This is a genomic window from Virgibacillus sp. NKC19-3 (genome assembly GCF_019837165.1).
Classification (GTDB): Bacteria; Bacillota; Bacilli; order Bacillales; family Amphibacillaceae; genus Virgibacillus_L; species Virgibacillus_L saliphilus.
Map to the genome: position 1 here is coordinate 1817176 of NZ_JAGYHC010000001.1, position 12309 is coordinate 1829484.

Sequence of the window (12309 nt, forward strand, 5' to 3'; positions counted from 1 at the left end):
GTGAACGTAGGAGATGATATGGATGAGTCGACTCGTCATTGAGCGAATTATGATCGGAAAACCACAGACATTTGGGCAAAAAGATGCGAAGAATCCAATGGATCGAGAATGGACAAGTGGAATTGTAAAACGCACCGTCGCAGGGAAGGTTTGGGCAAGTGAAACCGGACTGGAAGGTGATGGGCATGGAGATCTTAAGAATCATGGTGGTGTGGAAAAGGCAATCTTTGTCTATCCCATCTCCCACTATGCCAAATGGCAGAAAAAGCTTGAACGAACGGATTTTACTATTGGTGCCTTTGGTGAAAACTTAGCCGTTCAAAACATCACTGAAGCAGATTTGTGTATTGGAGATATATTTCATATCGGAGCAGCTGTAGTACAAGTCTCGCAACCTAGACGGCCTTGCTGGAGACCTGCTCGTCGCTGGAGGATTAAAGATTTGGCAATAAAAATCCAACAAGAAGGCATGACAGGTTGGTATTTTCGTGTTCTTAAGGAAGGCGAGATTCAAGCAGGGGATTGTTTTAAGCTTCAAGAAAGACCATTCCCTGAATGGACTGTTATGAAATGTAATGATATTATGTATAATCAAAAGCAGGATCTAGAACAAGCAGCTAGACTTGCTGCTTGTGAGCTTCTTGCTCCAAGTTGGCGTGAATCGTTATCCAAGCGTGTACAGGGCAAGGGAAGTTCAACTAGTCGAAAGCGTGTGATAGGTCCTAATGAGTAAGTACCTTTTGTTCAGGCAAAAATGGATTATGCCCTTTTGAGATTAAGAGACTGGGACTGACGTGTTTTAACAAATAAAATTCGATCGTGCAATCACTTTGGAATTGTTCGTTTCGTGAAACACGGTTGTTTTGTCCCAGCCTTAGTATGTTTTAAGATACAATCTAGTTTATCATAACCTAATCATTTGTTTCCGGATCATTTAAGCATAGTCTATTTTTCCTTATGAACAATATCATGTGCTTCATCAAATTTGCGGCTGCTTTTCGGATTGGGCTCATAGGTTACTAAACTAACTTTATATATAATATTATACTCGGAAAACGTTTTCGCTCATTTGAGGCGAAAACAATCGCCTCCTATGCGTCTTAGATTGTTCGTAATAATAACTTCTTGAGTAGTGGTGCGAAGTGTTCGGGCAGTTGATCAACGCTTGGTATCATTAAACGTTGATTTCCGTATATATTTTTCATAATTAGATCTTCTCTTTCGTCGATTTCTCCGTCTGCTAAGAACATGCCGATGACATCGATTCCTTTCTTACGTGCTTCTGCTACTGCAACATTTGTATCGATAATCCCGTTTTGATCATAATTTGTTGCAGCTGGTTCACCGTCTGAGAAAACGAGCAGGAATTTATGTTTTTCTCTTCTCGCTGCCAATTCTTCTGTAATTACGCGTATGCTAAAGCCATCACGATTATCTTCTTCTGGCTCAAGCTGCATAATTTTAGCTCCTGTGTTTTTATAGAAGGAGTCTGTATAGGAATGGATATAGTGAAAATAATTCGGTTGATAACGTTCCTTTACATCATTTGCATCTTCCCAGAAGCCGATAATGGAGTGGGGGATCTTCAGTTGATTTAAAACCTCGTGAAATAGAATGACCCCTCTTTTTGCCTCAACCATTTTATTGTACATGGAGGCGGAACAGTCTACCAGGAGGGTGAAAACGGCGTCAATATCATTGGATTCTTCGCTTTTTTTATAAAAAACTCTTGGGTTTTCGTCCGTTACGATAGGCAGTAGTTTCTTTGATAATCGTCCCATGACTAGATCCTTTCGTGGAGTATTCATTTTGTGTTCTAGCGATTTTTCTATGGTTGACGCAAGCCTTCGCTTATATGATTGGATAGTGCGAACATTTTCCTGGTAGATGCGTTGATCTTCCGTAGAAGGTGGCGCTGCTTTCTTTATAATGGCAACTGCATGTTTATTTTCTTCACCGTAGAATGGTTTGCTTGATTGATTTCCTTCCACTGCCCCTTGCTCCTCCACTGTTTCGGTTTCTGAGTAATCATTATTGTCACTTTGCCCAGAAGATCCCTGAACTGTTCCCATAGCTTGATCTCCATCTTCTGTTTCTCTTGTTCCACTTCCTATGATACTTGTCTTCGTGCCAGCTTCTAGGTCAAATTGGAGAAAATTTTGCTTCCTGTCACTGTTTTGATTCTCTGTGTGCCAAGTTGAGAATCGTTCATCAAAATATTCATTATGCTCGTTATCAACGTCCTCTTTGTCATCATTTTCCAGTTCATCCGTACGTGTTAATTCATCAAATAATGTATTTTCTTCATTATTTTCTATATGAGCAATTGGAAAGGTAAAATAGACGTTGATCATATCCTTATAGGCCTTTTCTAATGGCAACCAAATTTGTTTGGCGATTTCTGCAGTATCATTTGTGTTTTTTGCTTCAAAAGCACGATAAAGTATTGGTTTTACTATCTTTAATTGATGTAGCTGTTGTTCATTTGCTTTTGGAAAAGTTGGATCTGGTTTATCTGCTTGAAGTACCAGGTAAATGAGACAAAACAATTCATCAAGGGGATAGCTTTTTGTTACGTTTGTAGCTAATTGTGTCTCAAAGTAGTGTTTTAGGTAATCTGTCCGAGTAACGAAATTCCTTTTTGTACCGGGGCGCTTCCTTTTTATGATTTCTTCCAATCGTAAATCTTCCAGTAATGTAAACAGTTGTGTAGCAAAACCTGGCAGACTTGATTGGTTTACTTCTTCTAAATACGTTTTCATGGCAGGGAGATAGGAATATTTTAATGTTCCAATTGTCCGTAAAAACACATCCGTTTTATACCCGTTTTCCTTTTTCTCTTGGTTGGTAATATCCCAAAAACTGCTGCCGGTTACTCGTTTATCACTTATGTCAATAAATGAGCCATATCGATATTCGAATTTTAAATCTGTATTATCCGATAAAATCGTGGAAAGATCTTGTAATTGTAGAAAAAGAGTCGTATCTATCTTGGAATCATCCCAGCGATTATATTTCATCCTCTTAACCTCCTTTCCCAGTTGAAAATTGGGTTTTTTGTTTTTTAAGCAAGGCTGTCTTCTAAAAGATTGGGGCTGTATCAAAGGTTCGTCCCACCGAAACCATTTGTTGCTTTTACTCCAAAATGCAGAAACGACAACGTAGTGTGCCATTTCTTTACCCGAATGGCGATGAGAGTGGCACACGCGTGACAGTTTCAATCAACGGCGAAAATTAATTCGCTAACAAATATATTATGAAAAGAAACTAAAACAATGTTTCTGCTACATTCTTTACAAATTCTTGCTCACGTTCTTCATCCAGCTTATCTACGATTGCTCTTAGAATAGCACGTTTTGGAGGGATAAGTACGCTCAGATCACATGCATCAAGTAGTGCACGAATGGATGCAGCATCTTCGGCGAGTTTCCCTTGGGATACGGCGCGGACGAGATCTTTGGATAAGGTGACGAATAAGTCGATTATTGTTTCGTCCGTTAATTTGGTATTGGTCTGGATTAACTCCTTTAATTGTTCTCCTTCAAGATACGGAACATCAATGACGACAAATCGGTTTTTAAGTGCTTCATTCAATGGGACGGTACCAACATAACCTTCGTTAATTGCAGCAATAACATTAAATCCTTCTTTTGCTGTGATGATTTCATTTGTGAAAGGATTGGTGACCGTTCTTCGATAGTCAAGGACACCGTTGATAAGTGGCAAGGTTTCCGGTTTGGCCATATTCACTTCATCAATATAGAGGAAGGTTCCATCTCTCATTGCACTCGTTACAGGACCGGGGACAAATTCAATCACTTGTTTATTTTCTTGATATGCCAGTGTTTTAAAGCCCATTAAACTTTCAGCATCAAGATCTACAGAGCAATTGATACTGAACATGGGCTGGCGAAATAAGTTCGATAACGTTTCTGCGAATTTGGTTTTTCCAGCCCCTGTTGGACCTTTCAATAAAATGTTTTTACCCATGCCAAGTGCCGAAATAGCGTCAATTAATAGCTCTATATTCGGTGGTACATAATCCGCTTGGCGAATCAATTCTTGAAACGTATTATCGTCAGATCGTTGATTTGTATTTAGAATGTCAGTTATATTTTTAGGTAGATGATAATGAGTCATTGATACGTACTCCTTTCCATGGCCATTTTAAACGTTAGCGGGGGTGTTTGTCACTTCCCGATGTTTGTAACAGTGATTACGCTATACAATAAGTAAATACGTTTTTAGTAACATAGTAGATCTGGTGAGTTGCTTACCGGTTCGTTTTATGTCAATCGTTTTTTACCTTATGCTTGGTATCCTATATTGCTTCATTTCCAATTCGATTAATATCGCCTTTTGATAAATTGGAGAAAAATATTGAGCGGATAGGTGCTGAAATTCTAAGAGACCGAAACGACCTTAATCACTACCTAATTGTAAGATACATCCATACATATGAAGGTGAATCTAAGGAACACTATATATAATTTCTTATCTATTCCACATTTATGGAGGGTTCATTTTATGGTACAGCAGGATATCCATCATCAATTACAACAAGTTAGTAAACAGCTACATGAAGCTCAAGCGACCGCTCGGCTTGCCCAGGGCTCTGATCTCAGCTTATTGGAACAAGCAAATCAGCAGTTAAGCCAAGTAGAGCGCATGTTGCAACATGTGCAAAACCAAGCAGGTACTGAGGCCACTGAAAATGCCCAATTTCAGCAAGCTTATGAACAGTTGCATGATACACGTCAGCAAGTACAGGAAGCACAACAAAATAATAACGATATTTTATAAATAGGAAGAAGGTAAGGCTTAAAAGAAGTCATGCCTTCTTTTATTTTATCATTTTTTGGACAAGCTAACTATCGGGTGATAAAAATGAAGGCAACGGAATTGGAACGAAAGTCGTTTGATAAATCGTTGGATGGTATTTTGGAGCTATTCAATAATTTGGAAGAGGATGTGCCGATTATTCTTTTTAGTGATGATGTCATTGAGAATATTGAACGCGCAAAAGAAAAATACGGGAATGAAACCATTAATCAAAAAATTAATGCCATTGTTGGTGAAATGCTTTCCTGGCTTAGTTTGGAAGAGACAGATAATGATTCCAAAGAAGAAGATACTACGGATAATGACTCTTAAATGTCTAGTTTCCATTTGAAGAGTAACAAGAGAGTCCAAATCACTGAATATAGAATAACTGTTTCGCTATATTGATACATCCGTTGAACGTTAAGAAAAAACTTTTTCATACACTTGGGCTATTATTTTTGATGAATTTTCCAATATTAACGCAGGTTTACAAATATAAACACGTGGTAAATAAAAATAGAATATTTGATTAATTGGAGGTTTCATCATGAGAAAGAAAAGTGAAGAACCGAGCAAACCAAAGTTAGTAGAACACAGAATTTTTGCTCCTTCTATGCTTATTATGATCGCTATTTGTATACCGTTTGCGATGTATCAGGATGAATCGCTAGAACTGTTAAACAGTATATTTAATCAGGTTGTGGAGATATTTAACTGGGGTTATTTGTGGTATGCCATTATCATGGTTATTCTAGGATTTTATATGTCATTTTCTAAATATGGGGATGTTGTTTTAGGCGATCCAATGGAAAAACCAAGATTCACGCTATTTGAATATGCTTCGATTCTCATTGCAATGGGGCTTGGATCTACTATTATGCGTACAGGGATGACCGAATGGGCTAATGTCGCAGTAGACCCTCCTATTGGTGTGGAGGCAATGTCAGCAGATGCGTTGATGTGGGGAAATGCCTATAGCATGTTCTTGTGGACGTTTCAAACCTTTGCTGTCTTCGTCATGGCAGCTCCAGCTCTGGGATATCTTGTTCATGTTCGGAAAAAACCGTTTATGCGAATTTCCGAAGCATGTCGCAGTATTTTCGGAGACAATTTTACAGATGGCATTGGCGGGAAAATATTGGACGTTATTTTCCTGGTAAGTATTCTTTCAGGTGCTGCGGTTACCTTAGGACTGGGGACACCAATTGTTACGTATAACTTGGCTGAAATTTTTAATATTGACATTACGTTTGGATTAACATTGATCGTAACGGTCGTATGGGTCTTCTTCTTCTCTATCAGTGCTTATTTAGGAATAGAGAGAGGAATTAAAAAATTAAGTACCTTTAATATGTATCTTGGCGGCGCATTTGCCTTGTTTATCATGATAGCAGGTCCGGGTGTATTCATACTTAATTATTTCACAGACTCAGTTGGTTTTCTGTTTACCCATTATACGGATATGATCCTCAATACGAATGCGGTGCATATGGGGGAAGACACACATATACAAAGCAACACCGTGTTCTACTTTGCTTATAATGCGACATGGGCTATGCTACACAGTGTATTTGCTGCAACGGTATCACGCGGAAGGACGATAAGGGAAATGATTATGACTTATTTATTTGCACCAATGCTCATAGCCTGGGGCGCTACAGCAGTTCTTGGAGGTCTTGGTGTAGAGAGATACTTGACTGGGGAAGTACCTGTCCTGGACATTGTTCAGGAAGATGCAATGGCAGCTATACCGGCGATATTGAATTCACTACCTTTATCCATAATCGCGCTTGTGGCATTTGTTGTTGTTGCTATGATCTTCATGATTACGACACTGGATTCGACAACATATACCATTGCATCTTATGCTGGAACGAGGAACATGAGTAAATCAGAACCTTCCAGAAATCTGCGGTTGATTGTTGCCACAATCATTACCGTCTTTGCCTTATTATTATTACGAATAGGGGGACTCCCTCCGCTGGAAGTAGTCTCAGGGCTCTTGGGGATACCAATTATTATATTACAGTTCCTGACTATTTACGCTGCTAAGAAAATGATGGATGAGGATAGAGCATGGGTAAATAATGTTAGGAAGAAAAAGCAACGGAAGCAACAACCGAATGATAAATAGAAGCGTCGGTATAAAGAAGGTGAGCCTGAAATTCGGGCTTGCCTTCTTTTGAATAAATTTCTTTGACACAATGGCGTTAAGCCGTTATTATAATAAAATAAATCCGACTAAATTTATCAAGAAAGGGTGTTTAAAGTGACAACGTCAGCATCTAGCGTACAATCTATAAGTGAAGTGAAAGATCCAGTGGAAAAAAGACCTGATTTAAATAAACCTCAAATTCCACTAATAATTGGAGGGCTAATTGTTAGTGCTATATTAATGATATATTTAATGATCACACAAAATAGTATTCAACCATTGTTACTTGTCATTGGTTTGTTACTTGGATATACATTATTCCATGCACGTTTTGGTTTCACCTCAGCATTTCGTAGATTCGCATCTGTTGGAAATGGGCAGGCTTTACGCTCACACATGCTAATGTTAGCTGTTGCTGTTACATTATTTGCTCCGATTCTAGCATTTGGCTATTCATTCTTCGGTGAAGAGGTTGCTGGGAATTTATCTCCAATTGGTGTTAGCCTCATCGTAGGTGCTTTCATGTTTGGAATAGGGATGCAACTTGGGGGAGGTTGTGCGTCCGGTACGCTTTATGCCGTTGGTGGAGGGCGTACTGTTATGTTTGTAACGCTATTATTCTTTATTGCTGGTTCAACAATAGGAGCAAAACACCTTCCTTTCTGGACGGAAGATTTACCTGCATTTAAACCTGTTTCTTTAGCAACTTCTACAGGGCTTGGTTATGGAGGCGCATGGGTATTATCGATTGTATTGTTTGGTCTGATCGCATGGTTTACTTTAGTAGTTGAAAAAAGGAAAAAATCACCTAAAGTGGCTTCAGTACCATCAGCAACTGGTTGGAAGAGAATTTTCCGTGGATCGTGGCCTTTGTTTGCTGCCGCGATCGCGTTAGCTGTTCTGAATGCTTTAACGTTAATGACTCGTGGTACACCGTGGGGGATAACCTCAGCTTTTGCTTTATGGGGTTCAAAAACGGCACAGTTCTTCGGAATTGATGTAGCGAGTTGGGGTTATTGGCAAGGTGCTAATGCTGCTGTACTGGAGTCATCGATTTTGACCGATTCTACCACTGTATTGAACTTAGGTGTAATCATAGGGGCATTTCTAGCATCAGCAGCAGGTGGACTTTTCAAGTTTACAAGAATGAATCCGAAAAATGTAACTGCAGCCGTTATAGGAGGTCTACTCATGGGATATGGAGCTCGACTTGCATTTGGCTGTAATATCGGTGCATACTTCAGTGGTATTGCATCATTTAGCCTTCATGGATATATTTGGGGGATCCTTGCATTAGCGGGAACCTTTGTAGCACTTTATCTCAGACCATTGTTTGGATTATCGGTGCCAAAATCAAAAGATTCGTTTTGTTGACGAAAAGCATAATGGACCACCATGTGTCTCAATACATGGTGGTTTTTGCGTGCCTGGTAATAGCAAATATGAGGCATTTTGGATATAGGAATCAACGGAAAGTGCGAGAAATCAATGCGGGAATGAGAAGAATCAACCAACTTCTTTCCATTTTCCATGCTACCCCAACAACGCTTCAATTGTGTTGAATAAAGCCTCTATATTATTATAAAGATTGTATAGGAAAACATCCTACAGACCTATCATCAAGGAATGTACACAACACAGAAAAAGCAAAGGAGAGCTTATCGTGGAAATTGGAATTGACAAAATTGGTTTTTACACCCCACATTTATATGTGGATATGAACAAACTCGCTTACGAAAGAAATGTTGAACCAGAAAAATTTACAATAGGAATCGGTCAGGAGAAAATGGCTATCGCACCGCTTACACAGGACCCGGTGACAATGGCAGCAAATGCAGCACTCGAAATTTTAGATGAAGAAGATAAAGAAAAGATTGACTTTGTTTTATTCGGAACGGAATCTGGTATTGATCAATCAAAATCAGCAGCAGTATATGTACACCGACTACTTGGTCTAAACGCACAAGCTCGAGCTGTTGAGGTGAAACAAGCTTGTTATGGAGCTACTGCCGCCATTCAAATGGCGAAAGGTCATATCGCATTAAATCCGGAAAGCAGGGTATTGGTGCTGGGCTCTGATATTGCGAGATACGGTTTGAATACCGGAGGCGAAGCAACACAAGGAGCTGGCGCTATTGCTATGGTTGTTAGTAAAGATCCAAGCATTATGGTATTTGAGGGCCCGAGCGCTTATTTGACTGATGACGTAATGGATTTCTGGCGTCCTGCGTATTCCGGGGAAGCATTTGTAGATGGAAAATTATCGAATGAGCAATATATTGCATTCTTTTCCCGTGCCTGGGATCAGTACAAAGCCAAAACAGGGTTGGAGCTAGCAGATTTTGATGCATTTTCTTTTCACTTGCCTTATACGAAGATGGGTAAAAAAGCACTAAAAGCTGTATTAGATGAAGGATCAGAAGCAGATAGTGAACGTTTATTAGCAAACCACCAAATTGGTGCGATATACAACAGAAATGTTGGTAATATTTATACCGCTTCATTGTATTTAAGTCTGCTTTCCCTACTTGAGCAAAATGAAGATTTGCAAGATGGCTCGCGAATTGGGCTGTTCAGCTATGGATCAGGGGCAGTAGGGGAATTATTTGCTGGCAGATTAAAGAATGGCTACCGGGAGCATTTACATGTGGAACGTCACCGTGAATTATTTGCCACACGTAAGGAAGTAACGGTTTCCGAATATGAGGAGATTTTCCAGGAAACTTTGCCAACGGACGGGTCTAGGCTTGAACTTGATATTCATCAGGATCCTGCAAACGTTTGTCTGTCGGGGATCGAGGGACATGCTCGCCAGTATGTGAATAAGGCAAGTGGTATTAGAGAAGAAAAAGTGGCGGCACATGTAGAACGTTGATAGTTGGTTGAAAAGATCCTTTTGGTGTGGGCAACATCAAAAGGATCTTTCCTCTACATTTAATCTATAAATCATTCAAATTAGCTTTTGACACGATGAAATATAAGCGCTAACATAAACTCACTTCCTGTTTTTTATGCTAAGATTAAAACGCGTTAGACAAAAGGGGTGATCACGTGAAAGAACATAGTCCGATATACAAGAATTTGTTCTTCTGGATTGTTATTATCTTGGTTGTGTTAGTAATTATTGCGATGATAAATGGTTTAACGTAGAATGTAGAAAGGAACTACATAGATGGCAAAAAATAAATATGATCCTATTAAACACTCGAATAGACATACCGAAAGAGATAAACGACTATTCTTCCTCTTATTCCTTGTATTCGGATTGGTTGCTTTGTTGTTGATCGTATTTGGTATTTATATTGTAATAGTAGATAGTGGGTTGTGGGCACTGTTGATTCTCTTTTTAGTAATTGCAGCACCCATGATATTTTTCGCACTTGCTTTTTATCCGAGGCAGAGAGAAGTCGTATACAGTTATGAATTAAACGACAATGGCCTTTATCAGCACTGGGAATATACGAAAACAGGAAAAGAAAAAGAAATTTATACTCCCTTTGAAGATATGGATAAAGTACTGATCGGGCATTTGCCGACCCGCATACCTGTACATAAAGGTCGGGATTATTTCCGGTTTGATGCACGGTTGATTTTGATGTATCAAGGAAATTATTTTGTCCAGGATTTCTATCCAATGGATGATCCAAATCAATGGATTGATAGATTTGCTGATGCGGGCATACCCATTCGCTATACAAACTACGATTTGTTTTCTGCATTTATCACAGCATACTATATTGAGGTAGATTTTTATGAGATGGAGAGCATCCCATGGGACTTTACCGGTGACCAATTGCGCCTGGGCGAGGAAAGTCACAGAAACCCTTTCCCTAAGTGGATATCAGAAGAGGGCGAAGAAAAGATTAAGACGGTAAAAGAGGATATAAAGGTTCCTAAAACAAGAAGAGCGGAAAAACTTACATTGTGGATGCTGTTTGTTTTTGCTGTGTTCTTTGGTAGTGTAATGATGCCGGGAATGCCGCTTGATGAAGATGGCGTTGTAAGCTTTGGAGAAGCATTATTTACTGCAATAATCATTAACGCGCTTATTCCTTTTGTTTTTGTTTATTGGAGGAGTTATACAAAATGGTATAATCCCATTCTTTATTTTATCGTAGTTAGTATAGGTAATTGCTTGGGTCTGTTTATCGTTTCGTTATTTAGGGATATACCGAACCTGTATGGTTCTATATTTATCATGAATATTTTTAATTTGTTTTTATGGGCCACTTTACTGATCTTTGTGAAAGGGATTAAGTTCATTGGCGATTATAAGAGAAAACATAATCTATAAGTCTTTGCTCCACTTTATCTCGGACTATTATTCGGGTTATCTATACCCAAATCAAAAGAGAAAATGATCACCATGTGCGTTATTCGCATGGTGATCATAATATTTTCAGCAAAGAGGGGGTGACTCCATTTTTAATCTCCCATTAATTTCTCCCAATTTGTTCTATCAATCCCATACAATATCCACGGGGAAGGTAACTCAAACCCGTGATTGGCAGGGAGTATTTGTGCTTCTTCTTTCGTTACATCCATCCATATGTACGTGTCTTCTCCTGTGGTTTCCTTTAAACTTTCGTAATCACTCGAGATTGTTTCCCATAATCCGGGCTGTGAGGTGATGTCGCTCCATGGATATACAGCATGCAGATAATGATTTTTCTTTTGATCGGTCTTAGTAATCAGCATGCGGGTTTGATCATTATTTTCATAAAACGCCCATTGTTCAAGGTCCTCGTCTTGAAATAGCTCCATGGAAGCGGGGAAGGGGTAATAACATTCATATGGAAAAACTTGTCCGGACTTCACATAAGTTTGGTTTATCCAATCTCTTTTTCGCTGCAAGTTGGTAACAGGATTCCAAGGTTTTGCACCTGCCGTGAGCGCGGAAGTATCTTTTGTAACAGCACCGTGTAAAGTTGCGTAATTGGATAGACCATTTTTCTCAATGACACGTTGTGCTGGTAAGTTATGCTCCTGTGTGTTAGCACCAGCCCACTGAATGTCAGGCTGATGAAATGCTGCGTGCAATGCATGGGTTAGCAGAGATGTGGAAAAGCCGTTTCCCTTGAATCTGCGGTCACTTCTAAGTCTGCCAAGCATGGCATAACTTCTCGCATAGATGGTATAACCCGCTATACTGACAAGTTGTCCATCCTGAAATAATCCAAACAAGTGATTATTTTCTTCGACAAGCCGCTCAAATATATTTTTTACATAATCATCTTCAATCCCGGTATCCAAAGCTAGAACCTGAGGAGAGTCGCCATAGTGCAAAGGCCGAATTGTTGTCTCCATCTATTATTCACTCCCTAAAAAGG

Annotated in this window: 10 protein-coding genes; 7 read left to right on the top strand and 3 right to left on the bottom strand. The window is 39.3% G+C overall.

Translation table 11 applies throughout. The features are described from left to right. Nucleotides 1-22: 22 nt before the first annotated feature. Nucleotides 23-733 carry an MOSC domain-containing protein gene (locus KFZ56_RS08735; protein WP_222641563.1) on the top strand — a complete coding sequence of 237 codons (711 nt, stop codon included), beginning with the start codon at nt 23-25 and terminating at the stop codon, nt 731-733. A gap of 367 nt (nt 734-1100) precedes the next feature. Here KFZ56_RS08735 and KFZ56_RS08740 read toward each other — a convergent pair whose 3' ends face one another. Both KFZ56_RS08740 and KFZ56_RS08745 read right to left on the bottom strand, forming a co-directional pair. Continuing rightward, nucleotides 1101-3020 (bottom strand): vWA domain-containing protein, encoded by a 1920-nt coding sequence (locus KFZ56_RS08740; RefSeq protein ID WP_222641566.1) that lies wholly within the window; start codon nt 3018-3020, stop codon nt 1101-1103. A gap of 247 nt (nt 3021-3267) precedes the next feature. Beyond that, nucleotides 3268-4140: an AAA family ATPase gene (locus KFZ56_RS08745; protein ID WP_222641568.1), complete on the bottom strand. Its 873-nt coding sequence runs from the start codon at nt 4138-4140 to the stop codon at nt 3268-3270. 387 nt (nt 4141-4527) lie between these two features. Here KFZ56_RS08745 and KFZ56_RS08750 point away from each other — a divergent pair, with 387 nt between their 5' ends. From KFZ56_RS08750 to KFZ56_RS08775, 6 genes are all read left to right on the top strand, one after another. After that, the gene (locus tag KFZ56_RS08750; RefSeq protein ID WP_222641570.1) at nt 4528-4803 is read left to right on the top strand and encodes a hypothetical protein; all 276 of its coding nucleotides are present in this window, start codon (nt 4528-4530) and stop codon (nt 4801-4803) included. A gap of 84 nt (nt 4804-4887) precedes the next feature. After that, the gene (locus KFZ56_RS08755; protein ID WP_222641573.1) at nt 4888-5154 is read left to right on the top strand and encodes an atypical membrane-integrating protein (Mistic protein); all 267 of its coding nucleotides are present in this window, start codon (nt 4888-4890) and stop codon (nt 5152-5154) included. A 217-nt stretch (nt 5155-5371) separates the two neighbouring features. After that, the gene (locus tag KFZ56_RS08760; RefSeq protein WP_222641574.1) at nt 5372-6958 is read left to right on the top strand and encodes a BCCT family transporter; all 1587 of its coding nucleotides are present in this window, start codon (nt 5372-5374) and stop codon (nt 6956-6958) included. Between the two features lie 135 nt (nt 6959-7093). Further along, a complete protein-coding gene (locus KFZ56_RS08765; protein ID WP_222641576.1) occupies nt 7094-8353 on the top strand; it encodes a YeeE/YedE family protein in 1260 nt (419 codons plus the stop codon). Between the two features lie 289 nt (nt 8354-8642). Then, a complete protein-coding gene (locus tag KFZ56_RS08770) occupies nt 8643-9854 on the top strand; it encodes a hydroxymethylglutaryl-CoA synthase (protein ID WP_222641578.1) in 1212 nt (403 codons plus the stop codon). A gap of 297 nt (nt 9855-10151) precedes the next feature. Then, on the top strand, nt 10152-11273 hold the full coding sequence (locus KFZ56_RS08775; RefSeq protein WP_222641580.1) for an MFS transporter: 1122 nt from the start codon (nt 10152-10154) through the stop codon (nt 11271-11273). 131 nt (nt 11274-11404) lie between these two features. Here the strand turns inward: KFZ56_RS08775 and KFZ56_RS08780 are convergent, their stop codons facing one another. Continuing rightward, complete coding sequence (locus KFZ56_RS08780) at nt 11405-12286, bottom strand: GNAT family N-acetyltransferase (RefSeq protein ID WP_222641582.1); 882 nt, start codon at nt 12284-12286, stop codon at nt 11405-11407. Between the last annotated feature and the right edge of the window lie 23 nt (nt 12287-12309).

What these genes read in the sequence shown, in the direction of transcription:
- KFZ56_RS08735 (WP_222641563.1), top strand. Translation starts at nt 23, where the DNA reads ATGAGTCGACTCGTCATTGAGCGAATTATGATCGGAAAACCACAGACA.
- KFZ56_RS08740 (WP_222641566.1), bottom strand. Translation starts at nt 3,020, where the DNA reads ATGAAATATAATCGCTGGGATGATTCCAAGATAGATACGACTCTTTTT.
- KFZ56_RS08745 (WP_222641568.1), bottom strand. Translation starts at nt 4,140, where the DNA reads ATGACTCATTATCATCTACCTAAAAATATAACTGACATTCTAAATACA.
- KFZ56_RS08750 (WP_222641570.1), top strand. Translation starts at nt 4,528, where the DNA reads ATGGTACAGCAGGATATCCATCATCAATTACAACAAGTTAGTAAACAG.
- KFZ56_RS08755 (WP_222641573.1), top strand. Translation starts at nt 4,888, where the DNA reads ATGAAGGCAACGGAATTGGAACGAAAGTCGTTTGATAAATCGTTGGAT.
- KFZ56_RS08760 (WP_222641574.1), top strand. Translation starts at nt 5,372, where the DNA reads ATGAGAAAGAAAAGTGAAGAACCGAGCAAACCAAAGTTAGTAGAACAC.
- KFZ56_RS08775 (WP_222641580.1), top strand. Translation starts at nt 10,152, where the DNA reads ATGGCAAAAAATAAATATGATCCTATTAAACACTCGAATAGACATACC.
- KFZ56_RS08780 (WP_222641582.1), bottom strand. Translation starts at nt 12,286, where the DNA reads ATGGAGACAACAATTCGGCCTTTGCACTATGGCGACTCTCCTCAGGTT.